The organism is Pseudomonas sp. SBT1-2, assembly GCF_028640875.1.
In the GTDB taxonomy this organism is placed as follows: domain Bacteria; phylum Pseudomonadota; class Gammaproteobacteria; order Pseudomonadales; family Pseudomonadaceae; genus Aquipseudomonas; species Aquipseudomonas chlororaphis_I.
Genome location: NZ_JAQZAA010000028.1, coordinates 116,247 through 134,392, shown reverse-complemented (window position 1 = coordinate 134,392; position 18,146 = coordinate 116,247). Strand labels below are relative to the sequence as shown.

Sequence of the window (18,146 nt, the reverse complement as noted above, 5' to 3'; positions counted from 1 at the left end):
CCCATATGGATGTGACGAAGTTTCACCAGAAAAAGGAATCAGGCTTCTCATGGGCGAACTGGCCAAAGAAATCCTCCCGGTCAATATCGAAGACGAGCTGAAACAGTCCTATCTCGACTACGCGATGAGCGTAATCGTCGGGCGGGCACTGCCTGATGCGCGCGATGGCTTGAAGCCCGTGCACCGGCGTGTGCTGTACGCGATGAGCGAGCTCGGTAACGACTGGAACAAGCCGTACAAGAAATCTGCCCGTGTTGTCGGTGACGTGATCGGTAAGTATCACCCGCACGGTGATACCGCGGTGTACGACACCATCGTTCGTATGGCCCAGCCATTCTCCCTGCGCTACCTGCTGGTAGACGGCCAGGGTAACTTCGGTTCGGTCGACGGCGACAACGCGGCGGCCATGCGATACACCGAAGTGCGCATGACCAAGCTGGCGCACGAGCTGCTGGCCGACCTGCACAAGGAAACCGTGGACTGGGTGCCGAACTACGACGGCACCGAACTGATCCCCGCGGTCATGCCGACCAAGATCCCCAACCTGCTGGTCAACGGCTCCAGCGGTATCGCCGTGGGCATGGCGACCAACATTCCGCCGCACAACCTCGGCGAAGTCATCGACGGTTGCCTGGCGCTGATCGACAACCCGGAACTGACCGTCGATGAGCTGATGCAGCACATCCCGGGCCCGGATTTCCCGACTGCGGCGATCATCAACGGTCGCGAAGGCATCATCGAAGCCTACCGTACCGGTCGCGGACGCATTTACATGCGTGCCCGCTCGATCATCGAGGACATCGACAAGGTCGGTGGCCGTCAGCAGATCGTCATCACCGAGCTGCCTTACCAGCTGAACAAGGCGCGCCTGATCGAGAAGATCGCCGAGCTGGTCAAGGAGAAGAAGCTCGAAGGCATCACCGAGCTGCGCGACGAGTCCGACAAGGACGGTATGCGCGTGGTGATCGAGCTGCGCCGTGGCGAAGTGCCGGAGGTGATCCTCAACAACCTCTACGCCCAGACCCAGCTGCAGAGCGTGTTCGGTATCAACATCGTTGCGCTGATCGACGGTCGTCCGCGGATCCTCAACCTGAAGGACCTGCTGGAAGCCTTCGTGCGTCACCGCCGTGAAGTGGTGACCCGCCGCACTGTGTTCGAACTGCGCAAGGCCCGTGAGCGTGGCCACATTCTCGAAGGCCAGGCCGTTGCCCTGTCGAACATCGACCCGGTCATCGCCCTGATCAAGGCTTCGCCGACCCCGTCGGAAGCCAAGGAAGCGCTGGTCAGCACGCCTTGGGAATCCAGCGCGGTGATGACCATGGTCGAGCGCGCCGGCGCGGATTCCTGCCGTCCGGAGAACCTCGATCCGCAATACGGTCTGCGCGACGGCAAGTACTTCCTGTCGCCAGAGCAGGCACAGGCCATCCTGGAACTGCGTCTGCACCGCCTGACCGGCCTCGAGCATGAAAAACTGCTGGCCGAGTACCAGGAGATCCTCAACCAGATCGGCGAGCTGATCCGCATCCTCAACAGCGCCACGCGCCTGATGGAAGTGATCCGCGAAGAGCTGGAAGTGATTCGCGCCGAATACGGCGATGTGCGTCGCACCGAGATCCTCGATGCCCGTCTCGACCTGACCCTGGGCGACATGATTCCGGAAGAGGAACGCGTCGTGACCATTTCCCACGGCGGTTATGCCAAGACCCAGCCGCTGGCTGCGTACCAGGCCCAGCGTCGTGGCGGTAAAGGCAAGTCGGCAACCGGCGTCAAGGATGAGGACTACATCGCTCACCTGCTGGTGGCCAACAGTCACACCACGCTGTTGCTGTTCTCCAGCAAGGGCAAGGTCTACTGGCTGAAAACCTACGAAATTCCCGAGGCTTCCCGTGCCGCCCGCGGCCGTCCGCTGGTCAACCTGCTGCCGCTGGACGATGGTGAGTACATCACCACCATGCTGCCGGTCGAGGAATACACCGAAGGTCACTACATCTTCATGGCGACCGCCAACGGCACCGTGAAGAAGACCCCGCTGGAATCCTTCAGCCGTCAGCGCAGCGTCGGTCTGATCGCGCTGGAACTGGACGAGGGCGATGTGCTGATTTCCGCCGCGATCACCGATGGCGAGCGCGAAGTCATGCTGTTCTCCGATGGTGGCAAGGTGACTCGCTTCAAGGAGTCCGACGTTCGTGCCATGGGCCGTACCGCCCGCGGTGTGCGCGGCATGCGTCTGCCGGAAGGGCAGAAGCTGATCTCCATGCTGATCCCGGAAGAAGGCAGCCAGATCCTCACCGCTTCGGCGCGGGGTTATGGCAAGCGTACGGCGATCACCGAGTTCCCTGAGTACAAGCGTGGCGGTCAAGGCGTTATCGCCATGGTCAGCAACGAGCGTAACGGCCGTCTGGTCGGCGCGGTTCAGGTGCTCGACGGCGAGGAAATCATGCTGATTTCCGACCAGGGCACCCTGGTGCGCACCCGGGTCGACGAAGTGTCCAGCCTGGGTCGTAACACTCAGGGCGTGACCTTGATCAAGTTGGCCAACGACGAAACGCTGGTAGGCCTGGAGCGGGTTCAGGAGCCTTCCGAAGTCGAAGGTGACGAATTGGAAGACGAAGATGGCGAGGTGCTCGAGGGCGCCGTGCTGGATGCGGCGACCGACTCGGATGATGCCGTCGAAGGCCAACAGGCTGACGCCGCAGGCGAAGAAGAGTCGCAAGACTAAATAAATCGTAGCAGGGCAGAGTGTTTGCTCTGTCCGCTACCGTGAATGCATAGCGAGAGTGGATGTGAGCAAACGAGCCTATAACTTCTGCGCAGGTCCCGCTGCGCTACCTGAAGCTGTCCTGTTGCGTGCCCAGGCCGAATTGCTGGATTGGCATGGCAAGGGCCTGTCGGTCATGGAGATGAGCCATCGCAGCGATGAGTTCGTCTCCATTGCCACCAAGGCCGAGCAGGATCTGCGTGATCTGCTGAATATCCCCTCGAACTATAAAGTGCTGTTTCTGCAAGGCGGCGCCAGCCAGCAATTTGCTCAGATCCCACTGAACCTGCTGCCGGAAAATGGCACTGCCGACTATATCGACACCGGTATCTGGTCGCAGAAAGCCATTGAAGAAGCCTCGCGCTATGGCCATGTCAATGTGGCTGCCACCGCCAAGCCTTACGATTATTTCGCCATCCCTGGCCAGAACGAATGGCAGCTGTCGAAAGACGCGGCCTACGTGCACTACGCGCCGAACGAAACCATCGGCGGCCTGGAATTCCAGTGGGTCCCGGAAACCGGCGACGTTCCGCTGGTGGCCGACATGTCCTCCGACATCCTCTCGCGCCCTGTGGATATCTCCCGTTTCGGCATGATCTACGCCGGTGCGCAGAAAAACATCGGCCCGAGCGGCATCCTGGTCAATATCGTTCGCGAGGACCTGCTGGGTCGCGCGCGTTCGCTGTGTCCGACCATGCTCGACTACAAGGTCGCGGCGGATAACGGCTCGATGTATAACACTCCGCCGACCCTGGCCTGGTACCTGTCCGGCCTGGTGTTCGAGTGGCTCAAGGAGCAGGGTGGGGTGGAAGCCATCGCCAAGCTCAATGACGTCAAGCAGCGCACCCTGTACGACTTCATCGACGCCAGCGGCCTGTACAGCAACCCGATCAACAAGTCGGACCGCTCGTGGATGAACGTACCGTTCCGCCTGGCCGATGACCGTCTGGACAAGCCGTTCCTGGCCGGTGCCGACGCGCGTGGCCTGTTGAACCTCAAGGGTCACCGTTCGGTAGGCGGCATGCGCGCCTCCATCTACAACGCCGTCGACATCAATGCGGTCAACGCGCTGGTGGCGTACATGGCAGAGTTCGAGAAGGAACACGGCTAATGTCTGAGCAAGAACTCAAGGCACTGCGCCTGCGCATTGACGCTCTGGACGAGAAGGTCCTGGAGCTGATCAGTGAGCGCGCGCGCTGCGCCCAGGAAGTCGCGCGAGTAAAGATGGCCTCGCTGGCCGAAGGCGAAGTGCCGGTGTTCTATCGTCCTGAGCGTGAGGCTCAGGTGCTCAAGCGGGTGATGGAACGCAACCAGGGGCCGTTGGGCAACGAAGAGATGGCGCGGCTGTTCCGTGAAATCATGTCGTCCTGCCTGGCGCTCGAGCAGCCGCTGAAAGTGGCTTACCTCGGTCCGGAAGGCACCTTCACCCAGGCTGCAGCCATGAAGCACTTCGGTCACGCGGTGATCAGCAAGCCGATGGCGGCGATCGACGAGGTGTTCCGTGAAGTGGCGGCGGGTGCGGTGAACTTTGGCGTGGTGCCTGTGGAAAACTCCACCGAGGGTGCGGTCAACCACACCCTCGACAGTTTCCTGGAGCACGACATGGTGATCTGCGGCGAGGTCGAACTGCGTATCCACCATCATCTGCTGGTTGGTGAAAACACCAAGACCGACAGCATCAGCCGCATCTACTCCCATGCCCAGTCCCTGGCGCAGTGCCGCAAGTGGCTGGATGCCCATTATCCGAATGTCGAACGGGTTGCGGTTTCCAGCAACGCCGAAGCGGCCAAGCGGGTCAAGGGCGAATGGAACTCGGCGGCCATCGCCGGCGACATGGCGGCGAGCCTGTACGGCTTGACCCGTCTGGCCGAGAAAATCGAGGATCGCCCGGACAACTCCACGCGCTTCCTGATGATCGGCAACCAGGAAGTACCGCCGACCGGCGACGACAAGACCTCGATCATCGTTTCCATGAGCAACAAGCCTGGCGCTCTGCATGAGCTGCTGGTGCCTTTCCATGACAACGGCATCGATCTGACGCGTATCGAAACCCGGCCTTCGCGCAGCGGCAAGTGGACCTATGTGTTCTTCATCGACTTCGTCGGCCACCATCGCGATCCATTGATCAAGGGTGTGCTGGAAAAGATCAGTCAGGAAGCAGTGGCACTCAAGGTGCTGGGTTCCTACCCGAAAGCGGTTCTCTGAGGCTTTAACAATGAGTGGCGACTTCCTCGCTCTGGCGCAGCCGGGCGTGCAACAACTTTTGCCTTACGTTCCGGGCAAACCCGTGGACGAACTGGCACGCGAGCTGGATATCGATCCGGCGAAAATCGTCAAGCTGGCGAGCAACGAAAACCCGCTGGGCGCCAGCCCCAAGGCGCTGGCGGCGATTCGCGAAGAGCTGGCCGAGCTGACTCGTTACCCAGATGGCAATGGCTTTGCGCTCAAGACCCTGCTGGCCGAGCGCTGTGGCGTCGAGCTGGCGCAGGTCACCCTGGGTAACGGTTCCAACGACATTCTGGAACTGGTCGCCCGAGCCTATCTGGCGCCTGGCCTGAATGCGGTGTTCAGCGAACACGCCTTTGCGGTCTACCCGATCGTTACCCAGGCCGTGGGCGCCGAAGCCCGCGTGATTCCGGCCAAGGACTGGGGGCATGACTTGCCGGCCATGCTGCAGGCCATCGATGCCGATACCCGGGTGGTCTTTATCGCCAACCCGAACAATCCGACCGGTACCTGGTTCAGCGCCGAGGCGCTGGACGAGTTCCTCCAGGACGTACCGGCGCATGTGCTGGTGGTGCTGGACGAGGCTTACATCGAATATGCCGAAGGCAGCGATCTGCCGGATGGCCTGGACTTTCTGGCGGCCTATCCGAATCTGCTGGTTTCGCGAACCTTCTCCAAGGCCTATGGCCTGGCCGCGTTGCGCGTGGGTTATGGCTTGTCGACTCCGACAGTGGCTGATGTGCTCAATCGCGTTCGCCAGCCATTCAACGTCAACAGCCTGGCCCTGGCGGCGGCGTGTGCGGCGCTGGAGGATACCGATTACCTGGCCGAAAGCCGCCGTCTGAATGAGGCGGGCATGCAGCAGCTGGAAGCCGGCTTCCGGGAGCTGGGCCTGAGCTGGATCGCTTCCAGGGGCAACTTCATCGCGGTGGATGTCGGGCGGGTTGCCGCGCCGGTGTTCCAGGGGTTGTTGCGTGAAGGGGTGATCGTGCGTCCGGTGGCCAACTACGGCATGCCGAATCACCTGCGCGTGACCATTGGCCTGCCGGCTGAAAACACGCGTTTCCTCGAGGCTTTGGCCAAGGTTCTGGCTCGTGGTTGATGTCATTCCAGTGCAACCTGCGGTGCCTATGATCGGTCGCCTGGTGGTGGTCGGTCTGGGACTGATCGGCGGTTCCTTTGCCAAGGGCCTGCGTGAAAGTGGCGTATGCCGCGAGGTGGTCGGCGTCGATCTCGACCCGCAATCGCGCAAGCTGGCCGTTGAGCTGGGTGTGGTGGATCGCTGTGAAGAAGACCTGGCGCTGGCGTGCCAGGGCGCTGACGTGATCCAGCTGGCGGTACCGATTCTGGCCATGGAAAAGTTGCTGGCGATTCTGGCCGGCATGGATCTGGGGCAGGCGATCCTGACCGATGTCGGCAGCGCCAAGGGCAATGTGGTGCGAGCGGCGACCGAGGCTTTTGGCGGCATGCCGCCGCGCTTCGTCCCGGGGCATCCGATCGCCGGTTCCGAGCAGAGTGGGGTGGAGGCCGCCAATGGCCAGTTGTTCCGTCGCCACAAGGTGATCCTGACACCGCTGGAACAGACCGACCCGGCAGCGCTGGCGGTGGTCGACAAGCTCTGGCGAGAGCTGGGGGCCGATGTCGAGCATATGCAGGTCGAGCGCCACGATGAAGTGTTGGCGGCGACCAGTCATCTGCCGCACTTGCTGGCGTTCGGTCTGGTCGATTCGTTGGCCAAGCGCAGTGAAAATCTGGACATCTTCCGCTACGCTGCGGGCGGTTTCCGTGATTTCACGAGAATCGCCGGTAGTGACCCGGTCATGTGGCACGACATCTTCCTCGCCAATCGCGAAGCTGTCCTGCGCACACTCGATACATTTCGCAACGACCTCGACGCCTTGCGCGACGCGGTCGATGCAGGGGATGGGCACCAGTTGTTGGGCGTATTCACTCGCGCCCGGGTTGCTCGCGAGCATTTCAGTAAAATCCTGGCCCGTCGGGCCTATGTGGACGCTATGAACTCCAATAACCTGATTTTCCTGGCAAATCCTGGTGGCCGCCTGACTGGGCGGATTCGTGTACCAGGCGACAAGTCGATTTCTCACCGTTCGATCATGCTCGGCTCCCTGGCTGAAGGTACTACCGAAGTCGAAGGCTTCCTCGAGGGCGAGGACGCCCTGGCGACGCTGCAGGCTTTCCGTGACATGGGCGTGGTGATCGAAGGCCCGCACCATGGTCGCGTGACCATTCATGGCGTTGGCCTGCATGGCCTGAAGCCGGCTCCGGGACCGATCTATCTGGGCAACTCCGGCACCTCGATGCGTCTGCTGTCCGGCCTACTGGCTGCGCAGAGTTTCGATAGCGTGCTGACGGGTGATGCTTCGCTGTCCAAGCGTCCGATGAATCGCGTAGCCAATCCGCTGCGCGAGATGGGGGCGGTGATTGAAACTGCCGCGGAAGGGCGTCCGCCGATGACCATCCGTGGCGGTCACAAGCTCAAGGGCCTGACTTACACCATGCCAATGGCCAGTGCCCAGGTTAAGTCCTGCCTGCTGTTGGCTGGCCTGTACGCCGAGGGCAAGACCACGGTGACTGAGCCTGCGCCAACCCGTGATCACACCGAGCGCATGCTGCGTGGTTTCGGTTATCCGGTGGCGGTCGACGGCGCCACGGCCTCGGTCGAGTCCGGTGGCAAGCTGCAGGCGACCCATATCGAGGTGCCTGCGGATATCTCCTCGGCGGCCTTCTTCCTGGTGGCTGCGTCCATCGCCGAAGGTTCCGAGCTGGTGCTCGAGCACGTTGGCATTAACCCGACTCGTACCGGGGTAATCGATATCCTGCATCTGATGGGGGCTGATATCAGCCTGGAGAACCAGCGGGAAGTCGGCGGCGAACCGGTGGCGGACCTGCGTGTTCGCGCAGCGAAGCTCAAGGGGATCGATATTCCGGAAGAACTGGTCCCGTTGGCGATCGACGAATTCCCGGTGCTGTTCGTTGCCGCGGCCTGTGCCGAAGGGCGTACCGTGCTGCGTGGCGCTGAAGAGCTGCGGGTCAAGGAGTCCGACCGTATTCAAGTGATGGCGGATGGCCTGCTGGCCCTGGGCGTCAAGTGCGAGCCGACGCCGGACGGTATCATCATCGATGGCAGCCAGATTGGCGGCGGCGAAGTGCACGGGCATGGCGACCACCGTATTGCGATGGCCTTCAGCGTGGCCTCGCTGCGCGCCAATGCGCCAATCCGCATCCATGACTGCGCCAACGTTGCCACGTCCTTCCCGAACTTCCTCGCGTTGTGCGCGCAGGTCGGTATTCGCGTTGCTCAAGAGGCTCATTCGTGAACATCAAGGCGCCAGTCATCACCATCGATGGGCCAAGTGGCTCGGGCAAGGGCACTATCGCCGGGATTTTGGCCAAGCGCTTGGGTTGGTGTCTGCTGGATTCCGGTGCCTTGTACCGTTTGCTGGCTTTTGCTGCACGCAATCATGGTGTCGACCTGACCAATGAGGAATCGCTGAAACTGTTGGCGGCTCATTTGGATGTACAGTTCGTCGGCGCGACCGAAGGTCATTCGCAACGCATCATCCTGGAAGGTGATGACGTCACCGACGATTTGCGCAACGAGCAGGTGGGGGCCTGGGCGTCCCAGGTCGCGGCGCTGCCGGCCGTACGCGATGCGCTGCTGCAGCGTCAGCGGGCTTTTCAGGAGCCGCCGGGGCTGGTGGCCGATGGGCGTGACATGGGGACAGTGGTGTTTCCCGATGCACCCCTGAAGATATTCCTCACTGCAAGTGCCGAGGAGCGCGCGCGTCGCCGTTACTTGCAGTTGAAGGGAAAAGTCGATGGTGTTAGTCTGTCGAGTCTGCTAGATGAGATTCGTGCGCGCGATGAGCGTGACACCCAGCGAGCAGTCGCCCCGCTCAAACCGGCGGTTGACGCGATACAGCTGGATTCCACGGAGTTGTCCATCGAGCAGGTGTTGGAACGCATCTTGAGTGAAATCGCCATTCGCGATATCGCCGGGTGACCAAGGAGGAGCGCAGGGGACCAGTCATAGTCCTGCGGTCCTTCTTTTATATGAACGTAACCCACATTGTCTGGGATGTGGCAGATGGGCGTATTCTTCGCCCTTATCAACAGGAATTAAAATGAGCGAAAGCTTTGCGGAACTCTTTGAAGAAAGCCTAAAAACCCTGAACCTTCAGGCAGGCTCCATCATCACCGGTGTTATCGTCGACATCGACTACCAAGCGCGTTGGGTAACCGTTCACGCTGGTCTGAAGTCTGAAGCGCTGATCCCGCTTGAGCAGTTCTACAACGATGCTGGCGAACTGTCCATCAATGTTGGTGATGAAGTTCACGTTGCTCTGGATTCGGTTGAAGACGGCTTTGGTGAAACCAAGCTGTCCCGTGAAAAAGCCAAGCGCGCTGAATGCTGGATCGTTCTGGAAGCAGCCTTCGCAGCCGAAGAAGTGGTCAAGGGCGTTATCAACGGTAAGGTTAAAGGCGGCTTCACTGTCGACGTTAACGGCATCCGTGCGTTCCTGCCAGGTTCTCTGGTTGACGTCCGTCCAGTGCGCGACACCACGCACCTGGAAGGCAAAGAGCTCGAGTTTAAAGTCATCAAACTCGACCAGAAGCGCAACAACGTTGTCGTTTCCCGCCGTAGCGTCCTCGAAGCCGAGAACTCCGCTGAGCGTGAAGCTCTGCTGGAATCCCTGCAGGAAGGTCAGCAAGTCAAAGGTATCGTCAAAAACCTCACCGATTACGGCGCATTCGTCGATCTGGGTGGCGTCGATGGCCTGCTGCACATCACCGACATGGCTTGGAAGCGCATCAAGCATCCTTCCGAAATCGTCAACGTTGGCGACGAGATCGATGTCAAGGTTCTGAAGTACGATCGCGAGCGCAATCGTGTTTCCCTGGGCCTGAAGCAACTGGGCGAAGATCCATGGGTTGCTATCAAAGCCCGTTACCCAGAAAGCACTCGCGTTACCGCTCGTGTAACCAACCTGACCGACTACGGCTGCTTCGCTGAGCTGGAAGAAGGTGTTGAAGGTCTGGTGCACGTTTCGGAAATGGACTGGACCAACAAGAACATCCATCCTTCGAAAGTCGTACAAGTCGGCGACGAAGTGGAAGTTATGGTTCTGGACATCGACGAAGAGCGTCGTCGTATCTCCCTGGGCATCAAGCAGTGCAAATCTAACCCATGGGAAGATTTCTCTGGCCAGTTCAACAAGGGCGATAAAATCTCCGGCACCATCAAGTCGATCACCGATTTCGGTATCTTCATTGGTCTGGACGGTGGCATCGACGGTCTGGTTCACCTGTCCGACATCTCCTGGAACGAAGTGGGCGAAGAAGCCGTACGCCGCTTCAAGAAGGGCGACGAGCTGGACACCGTTATCCTGTCGGTTGACCCAGAGCGTGAGCGTATCTCCCTGGGTATCAAGCAACTGGAAAGCGATCCGTTCTCCGAGTACGTTCAAGAGAACGACAAGGGTGCAATCGTTAAGGGTGTAGTAAAAGAAGTTGACGCCAAAGGCGCCATCATCACCCTGGCCAACGATATCGAAGCTACTCTGAAAGCCTCCGAAATCAGCCGTGACCGCATCGAAGATGCTCGTAACGTCCTGAAAGAAGGCGAAGAAGTTGAAGCCAAGATCATCAGCGTTGACCGTAAGAGCCGTGTAATCCAGCTCTCGATCAAGTCGAAAGACGTTGAAGACGAGAAAGAAGCTATCCAGAGCCTGCGCGACAAGCCAGCTGCTTCGGATATCGCTGCTGGTCCTACCACTCTGGGCGACCTGCTGCGTGCACAGATGGAAAAGCAGAACTAAGTTCTGTCAGACCATAGAAAAAGGGCGACTTCGGTCGCCCTTTTTTGTGTCTGCGATTTGGGTTCTGGCTTGCATCTGTCAAGGGGGAAACCAATAGAGTCATTCGGGTGTCTATTTTCTTAAGCGGATCAATAACCTATTCAGGGCTAGGCTTGCTTGAGCTGAATGATGGTGGGGCGATTGCCCGGTGTAAGGAAGTAGATGAAAAATCTCATTGTGGTTTTTGCGGTTCTAGTCTTGGTGGGTTGTACGACCAACGCCAAGGTCCATGCAGTCCGTGGTGTCAGCGGCATCGAGATCGACTGCTCCGGTCTTGGGGCTGGATGGGACAAGTGCTACAGGCGCGCTGAGCGTGAATGCAAGGGGGATGGCTACAAAGTCATCACCAGATCCAGTGATGCCAAGGACGAGGAGGGTGACTATCCCTTTGGTTGGAATCCTGCGGGGTACCTCACGCGGACCATGCTTGTCATATGCCGCTAGTAGGATGGCGTGGAGGAAGGTCGAATTGCCGTTGGGTTTTCGTTCCGCGTGCTGTTGAATGCCTTTGCTTGTGGCGTTTTCGCAAGGTGGGAGATAAGTCAAGCTTGGGCTGTTCAAAATCCCCTGGTCGTGCTAAAACCTTTGAAGCGCTTATCTAGCTGCTTGAAAAAGAAGGGAAAAATATGACGAAGTCGGAGTTGATCGAACGAATTGTCACCCATCAAGGGCTGCTCTCATCCAAGGATGTGGAGCTGGCCATCAAGACCATGCTTGAGCAAATGTCCCAATGCCTGGCCACTGGCGATCGCATCGAGATCCGGGGGTTTGGTAGCTTTTCTCTGCACTACCGTGCACCGCGTGTAGGTCGCAACCCTAAAACCGGTCAGTCTGTTTGTCTCGACGGCAAGTTCGTTCCACATTTCAAACCGGGTAAAGAGCTTCGGGATCGTGTGAATGAAGATGAGGAGGCTGGGGTTTGAGGGCGTTGCCCCGAGGAGCTGTAGATGCGTAATTTGAGGCGTGTACTTCTTGTCGCGGCTGTTTTTCTGTTGCTGTTGATCATCCTGGCATTTGTGCTTGAGAATCAGCAATCCGTTTCCCTGCTGTTCCTTGGCTGGGGGGCGCCGCAGTTGCCTGTATCGCTTGTGGTCGTTGCCGCGTTGCTAGTGGGAATGCTGATTGGTCCCATTCTGGGTTGGTCCATTACTTGTATCGCAAGAGTACGTCGTAAACGCTTGGTCTGATTGCGACAAGCTAAGGATCTGCCTGAATTTTTTACGGACTGTTTGTCTAGATCCGTTAGTAAATCCTTCTTTAAACTGTAAAATGTTGTGCCTGTCCGAAAAGCTGGAGATTTCTTAAGGTATCCACTGGCGTGGACAGGATGCTTTTCGGGGGCTACGGCCGATACGGTAGCTCTGTATTCATGGATCGACAATGCTGAGTGTGCAGCTTTGTCAGAAACTCAAGGGTATGGTTTTCGCGTGAAAATTCTAGTAACCGGCGGCGCCGGGTTTATCGGTTCTGCAGTCATTCGCCATATCATCTCCAATACTACCGACTCCGTAGTAAACGTCGATAAACTTACTTATGCCGGTAACCTTGAGTCATTGGCAGAAGTCGCTCAGAACGAGCGTTATGTTTTCGAACATGTGGATATCTGTGATCGAGGTCAGATCGATCGTGTTCTAAACGAACACCAACCCGATGCGATCATGCATCTGGCGGCCGAATCTCACGTTGATCGGTCGATCGCCGGCCCTTCTGAGTTCGTCCAGACCAATATCATTGGTACTTATACGTTGTTAGAGGCTGCTCGCCAGTATTGGAGTGTTCTGGATGATGAGCGGAAAGTCAGCTTTCGCTTTCATCATATTTCTACTGACGAAGTTTACGGAGACCTTGAAGGTCCGGAAGACCTTTTCACCGAAAGTACTCCTTATCAGCCAAGCTCACCTTATTCGGCCAGTAAGGCCAGTTCCGATCATCTGGTTCGAGCCTGGAGCCGTACCTACGGACTGCCAACACTGGTCACCAACTGCTCAAACAACTACGGTCCTTGCCATTTTCCTGAGAAATTGATCCCGCTGATCATCCTCAATGCACTGGAAGGCAAGCCGCTGCCGGTCTACGGTAAAGGCAACCAGGTCCGTGACTGGCTCTACGTCGAAGACCACGCTCGCGCACTCTACAAGGTCGTGACCGAAGGCGTTATCGGCGAGACCTACAACATCGGCGGCCATAACGAGAAGCAAAATATCGAAGTGGTGCATACCCTTTGCGCACTGCTCGACGAACTGCGTCCAGACTCGGTTCATCGTCCACACGCTGGCCTGATAACTTACGTTCAGGATCGTCCGGGTCACGATCAGCGTTACGCAATCGACGCCAGCAAAATCCAGCGCGAGCTGGGTTGGACACCGAAAGAAACATTTGAAACCGGCATTCGCAAAACCGTCGAGTGGTACCTGAACAACACTGAGTGGGTAGCTCACGTGAAGAGCGGCAGCTACCAGCAATGGATTGATCAGAACTACACAGATCGTTCGGACAAGGCATGAAAATCCTTCTATTGGGAAAAAACGGTCAGGTGGGCTGGGAGTTACAACGCTCCCTTGCGCCACTTGGTGAGTTGATTGCTCTGGACCGTCACTTGGTCGATGGTTTGAGCGGCGATTTGTCTGACCTCAACGCACTGCGTGCGACGATTCGTCAGGTCAAACCCAACGTCATCGTCAACGCAGCGGCCTACACCGCGGTCGATAAGGCTGAATCCGAGACTGAACTGGCCGACCGCGTGAATGGTCAGGCGAGTCAGATCATGGCTGAAGAGGCAGCATCCTTAGGTGCCTGGCTCATTCACTATTCGACTGACTACGTGTTCAGTGGAGAAGGTCTGAAACCATGGCAAGAAGCAGATGCCGTCGCGCCGGTAAATCACTACGGCGCCAGCAAACTGGCCGGTGAGCAAGCGATTGCTGCTTCGGGCTGCAAGCACCTGATCTTCCGTACAAGCTGGGTCTATGGCGCTCGCGGCAACAACTTCGCCAAAACCATGCTACGTCTCGCCAAGGATCGCGAAACCCTGAACGTCATCGCTGACCAGACCGGCGCCCCGACGGGGGCAGACCTGATCGCCGATGTGACGGCGTTGGCCATTCAACAAGTGCTGCAGCACCCTGAGTTAGCGGGGCTGTATCACTTGGCGGCGGCTGGTGAAGTGTCCTGGCATGGTTATGCCAGTCATGTGATCGGTTTCGCCAAGGCTAATGGCGAAGAGCTAGCCGTTAAGGCAATCAATTCGATAGATACAGCCGATTACCCAACATCGGCGCGCCGCCCTCTGAACTCTCGGTTGAACACTCAGAAGCTGCGCGACAATTTTTCTCTACACTTGCCAGATTGGCGAAGTGGTGTCACTCGAATGCTTATGGAAGTCCTGAATAAATGACCACGACAAATCGTAAAGGCATCATCCTCGCAGGTGGTTCGGGCACTCGTCTGCATCCGTTGACCCTCGGCGTGTCCAAGCAGATGTTACCGATCTACGACAAACCGATGATCTTCTATCCGTTGTCGGTGCTGATGCTCGCCGGTATGCGCGAAATCCTGATTATCTCCACCCCTGAAGACCTGCCTTGCTTCCGCAAGTTACTGGGTGACGGTAACCTGTACGGCATCAAGCTGACTTATGCCGAGCAGCCTAGTCCGGACGGCCTGGCACAAGCCTTCATCATTGGCGAAGAGTTCATTGGTAAAGACCCTTGCTGCCTGATCCTGGGCGACAACATCTTCTACGGTCAGCACTTCTCCGATAATCTGCGCTCTGCCAGCACCCGGCAGCACGGAGCAACAGTCTTCGGCTATCACGTATCTGATCCCGAGCGTTTTGGTGTAGTCGAGTTCGACGCTGCCGGCCGCGCCTTGAGTATCGAAGAGAAGCCGCTGAATCCAAAATCCAGCTACGCGGTGACTGGCCTGTACTTCTACGACAACCAGGTCGTCGAGATCGCCAAGAACATCAAACCATCCCCGCGTGGCGAGCTGGAAATCACTGACGTTAACCGTGCATACCTCGAGCAGAAGACCCTCAACGTCGAGATGCTTGGTCGTGGTTTCGCCTGGCTGGATACCGGTACCCACGATTCGCTGCTGGAGGCCAGTCACTTCGTACATACCATCGAGCAGCGTCAAGGCCTGAAAGTGGCGTGCCTCGAAGAGATCGCTTATCACAACGGTTGGATCACTGCCGAGCAGTTGGGTGTTCAGGCCGATGCTCTGAAGAAAACGGGCTACGGTCAGTACCTGCAGAAACTCCTGGACTCGCCTTCCCACTGATTCGAAAGCTCAACCCTTTCGAACAGTAGCGTTTAACCAGTCCAGGCAGGAATGGCATGCCAGTAAAACATCCCAAAGTTGCGGTTTTGCTGGCTGCTTACAATGGTATGCAGTGGATCGAGGAGCAGTTGGCCTCGATCCTCGATCAGTCCGCTGTCGACGTAACCGTTTATATCAGTATTGATCCCTCCACTGACGGTACCGAAACTTGGTGTGCAGCCTATGCGGCTGAGCACTCTGAGATTTTGGTCTTGCCGACCGTCGGTAGTTTTGGCGGTGCCTCCCGCAACTTCTTCCGCCTCATCCGTGATGTTGCCTTTGAAGGTTATGACTTTGTCGCCTTTGCTGACCAGGATGATGTTTGGCATTCGAATAAACTCCAGCGTGCGACCCAGGCCATTCAAGTACGTCGCGTAGATGCCTACTCCAGTAATGTCACGGCCTTCTGGCCAGATGGCACCACTCATGTGCTGGATAAGGCGCAGCCTCAGGTCAAATGGGATTTTCTGTTCGAAGCGGCTGGACCTGGCTGTACCTATGTGATGAGCAAAGAACTCATGGACTCGCTAAAGGCTTCGATGCTCGTCAATTGGCAGCAGCTGCAAGATGTCAGCTTGCATGACTGGTATTGCTACGCCTTCGCGCGTAGCCATGGTTACCGTTGGCATATCGACTCTGAGCCGTCCATGGACTATCGCCAGCATGAGCGTAACCAGATAGGCGCCAATAAGGGCTTGAGCCCATTGATTGCCCGCTACAAAACCATTCATGACGGTTGGTGGTTCAATCAGGTTCAGTTGATTGTACTGTTGGTAGGGCTGGGGGCTGATCCTTTCGTGCAAACATGGCTGAAACTGCGCCGCAGACAACTCATGAAGCTTTCCTTCAGCGCCTGGCGTTGTCGGCGGCGAGTACGGGATAAAGTATTTTTCTTTTGTGTTTGCTGGGCTACCGCATTGATAGGGAAGAAAGCCAAATGACCGCCCCGAAGGTATTGGTCACTGGGGCAAGCGGGTTTGTTGGAGAGGCGTTAGTCTTCAGGCTGTTGGTGGACAAGAAGTTCAACCCGATTGCAGCTGCTCGCAGCGCCACTCGGTTGCACGGATTGTGTCCTGTGGTGCCATTCGATCTCTCCCGCGCTAAGATCCTGCCCGCACTCGATGATATTCAGGTAATTGTTCATGCCGCTGCCCGAGTTCATGTCATGAATGAAAACGCGGTGGATGCATTATCCGAGTTTCGCAAAGTGAACGTGGAAGGGACGCTCAAGTTGGCTCAATATGCTGTAGCGTCGGGAGTAAAACGCTTTATTTTCATCAGCTCGATCAAGGTCAACGGCGAAAGCACACTCCCGGGTAAGCCATTCAACGCTGATGATCATCCGAATCCGCAGGATCCTTATGGTATCTCCAAGTACGAAGCCGAAGAGGCCCTGAAGCAACTAGGCCGTGACACCGGTATGGAAGTGGTGATCATCCGTCCACCACTGGTCTACGGTCCGGGTGTGAAAGCTAACTTTCTGAGCATGTTGAGTTGGCTTAATAAAGAAATGCCTTTGCCTCTTGGCTCGGTTCGGAATCAGCGTAGCCTGGTAGCAATCGAAAACCTGATGAGTCTTATCGTTACTTGCATTGACCATCCCGCCGCGGCCAATCAGATCTTTCTAGTGAGCGACGGGGAAGACCTATCCACAACTCAACTGTTGTATCGTCTATCCAAAGCGTTAGGTAAACCTGCCCGACTCTTGCCTTTGCCTGAGTGGCTGTTGAAATTCGTAGCCTCAAGGCTGGGCAAACAAGCTGTTACTCAACGGATATGTGACTCGCTGCAAGTTGATATCAAAAAAAATCGCGAGCTACTGGGTTGGACGCCACTCATCAACATGGACAAAGCCATGCTTCAGACGGCTGACCATTATCTGGAAAAGCAAACGAAATGATTGTTTGGTGGCTGCTACTCGTGGTATTCGCTATTTCCTGGATATTGACGCTCGTCTTGCGTCGTTACGCCTTAGCGAAGAGTTTAATGGACATCCCTAACGAGCGAAGTTCTCATTCGGTCCCAACGCCGCGTGGTGGAGGGGTGGCCATTGTGGTCTCCCTTCTTCTGGCACTTCCTGTCCTTGCGGGACTTGATCTGTTAGCGCCGGCAGCCTTGTATGGTCTGTTTGGTTCGGGCCTGCTTATTGCAATTATTGGGTTCGCTGATGACCATGGGCATATCGCTGCCAGATGGCGATTGCTAGGGCATTTCATCGCAGCAGCTTGGGCACTATTCTGTCTTAACGGGCTTCCTCCGATTAATCTATTCGGCATGACCGTTGATTTGGGATGGTCCGGCAACATCCTGGCGTTGGTGTATTTGGTCTGGATGCTAAATCTATATAACTTCATGGACGGCATTGATGGATTGGCCAGTGTGGAGGCGATTAGCACTTGCCTTGGTATTAGTCTCGTTTATTGGTTCAGTGGAGATATTGGTCTGATTTGGACTCCTCTGGTATTGGCCGCATCCGTGATGGGATTCTTGTGCTGGAATTTTCCGCCGGCACGGATTTTTATGGGGGACGCGGGCAGTGGTTTTCTTGGAATAATAATCAGTGTTATGGCGATCTTGTCTGCATCCGTAAACGCTAATTTTTTGTGGAGTTGGTTAATAATTCTCGCTGTTTTTATAGTGGATGCGACTTGGACATTGATCGTGCGTTTAATACGAGGTGAAAAAATATATCAGGCTCACCGAACCCATGCTTATCAATATGCAGCGGAAAAACTCAAAAGCCACAAATTAGTGATAAACATGGTTGTTGTTATTAATATTATATGGCTGTTGCCCATGGCCGTGTTGGTTGGTATCGGGATTGTCGATGGTATTTTTGGGATTGTTGCTGCATATATGCCTATATTTGTTTTGGTTTATAAAATAAAGACAAGTTCTGAAAAAAGTATTGGTATGTATTAGGTTTGCTTTAGTTGAATACTTGTCTATCGTATCGATACTTG

General features: G+C 56.7%; 16 protein-coding genes. All 16 read left to right on the top strand.

Annotation, left to right across the window (positions count from 1 at the left end; genetic code table 11):
• Positions 1-49: 49 nt before the first annotated feature.
• On the top strand, positions 50-2,719 hold the full coding sequence (gene gyrA, locus PVZ78_RS03460) for a DNA gyrase subunit A (protein ID WP_009050168.1): 2,670 nt from the start codon (positions 50-52) through the stop codon (positions 2,717-2,719).
• 64 nt (positions 2,720-2,783) lie between these two features.
• Entirely contained in the window at positions 2,784-3,869 is a 1,086-nt protein-coding gene (gene serC, locus PVZ78_RS03455) for a 3-phosphoserine/phosphohydroxythreonine transaminase (protein ID WP_009050167.1), read from the top strand.
• Positions 3,869-4,963 carry a prephenate dehydratase gene (gene pheA, locus PVZ78_RS03450; RefSeq protein ID WP_009045010.1) on the top strand — a complete coding sequence of 365 codons (1,095 nt, stop codon included), beginning with the start codon at positions 3,869-3,871 and terminating at the stop codon, positions 4,961-4,963. Before serC ends, pheA begins: the two co-directional genes overlap by 1 nt.
• A gap of 10 nt (positions 4,964-4,973) precedes the next feature.
• Positions 4,974-6,086 carry a histidinol-phosphate transaminase gene (hisC, locus tag PVZ78_RS03445; RefSeq protein WP_273828226.1) on the top strand — a complete coding sequence of 371 codons (1,113 nt, stop codon included), beginning with the start codon at positions 4,974-4,976 and terminating at the stop codon, positions 6,084-6,086.
• A 28-nt stretch (positions 6,087-6,114) separates the two neighbouring features.
• Positions 6,115-8,322 (top strand): bifunctional prephenate dehydrogenase/3-phosphoshikimate 1-carboxyvinyltransferase, encoded by a 2,208-nt coding sequence (locus tag PVZ78_RS03440; protein WP_273828230.1) that lies wholly within the window; start codon positions 6,115-6,117, stop codon positions 8,320-8,322.
• A complete protein-coding gene (gene cmk / locus PVZ78_RS03435) occupies positions 8,319-9,008 on the top strand; it encodes a (d)CMP kinase (RefSeq protein ID WP_273828225.1) in 690 nt (229 codons plus the stop codon). The genes PVZ78_RS03440 and cmk overlap by 4 nt, the downstream gene beginning before the upstream one ends.
• Before the next feature lie 121 nt (positions 9,009-9,129).
• The gene (rpsA, locus tag PVZ78_RS03430) at positions 9,130-10,824 is read left to right on the top strand and encodes a 30S ribosomal protein S1 (protein ID WP_007931318.1); all 1,695 of its coding nucleotides are present in this window, start codon (positions 9,130-9,132) and stop codon (positions 10,822-10,824) included.
• A 201-nt stretch (positions 10,825-11,025) separates the two neighbouring features.
• Positions 11,026-11,307: a hypothetical protein gene (locus PVZ78_RS03425; protein WP_039968127.1), complete on the top strand. Its 282-nt coding sequence runs from the start codon at positions 11,026-11,028 to the stop codon at positions 11,305-11,307.
• A gap of 182 nt (positions 11,308-11,489) precedes the next feature.
• Positions 11,490-11,786, top strand: coding sequence for an integration host factor subunit beta (gene ihfB, locus PVZ78_RS03420; protein WP_273828224.1), 297 nt, complete (start codon positions 11,490-11,492; stop codon positions 11,784-11,786).
• A gap of 24 nt (positions 11,787-11,810) precedes the next feature.
• A complete protein-coding gene (locus tag PVZ78_RS03415; protein ID WP_273828223.1) occupies positions 11,811-12,050 on the top strand; it encodes a LapA family protein in 240 nt (79 codons plus the stop codon).
• 240 nt (positions 12,051-12,290) lie between these two features.
• Positions 12,291-13,367, top strand: coding sequence for a dTDP-glucose 4,6-dehydratase (gene rfbB / locus PVZ78_RS03410; protein WP_273828222.1), 1,077 nt, complete (start codon positions 12,291-12,293; stop codon positions 13,365-13,367).
• The gene (rfbD, locus tag PVZ78_RS03405) at positions 13,364-14,257 is read left to right on the top strand and encodes a dTDP-4-dehydrorhamnose reductase (RefSeq protein WP_273828221.1); all 894 of its coding nucleotides are present in this window, start codon (positions 13,364-13,366) and stop codon (positions 14,255-14,257) included. The genes rfbB and rfbD overlap by 4 nt, the downstream gene beginning before the upstream one ends.
• The gene (rfbA, locus tag PVZ78_RS03400) at positions 14,254-15,144 is read left to right on the top strand and encodes a glucose-1-phosphate thymidylyltransferase RfbA (RefSeq protein WP_273828220.1); all 891 of its coding nucleotides are present in this window, start codon (positions 14,254-14,256) and stop codon (positions 15,142-15,144) included. Before rfbD ends, rfbA begins: the two co-directional genes overlap by 4 nt.
• Before the next feature lie 56 nt (positions 15,145-15,200).
• Positions 15,201-16,124 (top strand): glycosyltransferase, encoded by a 924-nt coding sequence (locus PVZ78_RS03395; RefSeq protein WP_273828219.1) that lies wholly within the window; start codon positions 15,201-15,203, stop codon positions 16,122-16,124.
• Positions 16,121-17,083 (top strand): UDP-glucose 4-epimerase family protein, encoded by a 963-nt coding sequence (locus PVZ78_RS03390; protein WP_273828218.1) that lies wholly within the window; start codon positions 16,121-16,123, stop codon positions 17,081-17,083. Before PVZ78_RS03395 ends, PVZ78_RS03390 begins: the two co-directional genes overlap by 4 nt.
• Positions 17,080-18,105 carry an MraY family glycosyltransferase gene (locus tag PVZ78_RS03385; protein ID WP_273828217.1) on the top strand — a complete coding sequence of 342 codons (1,026 nt, stop codon included), beginning with the start codon at positions 17,080-17,082 and terminating at the stop codon, positions 18,103-18,105. The genes PVZ78_RS03390 and PVZ78_RS03385 overlap by 4 nt, the downstream gene beginning before the upstream one ends.
• Positions 18,106-18,146 lie beyond the last annotated feature (41 nt).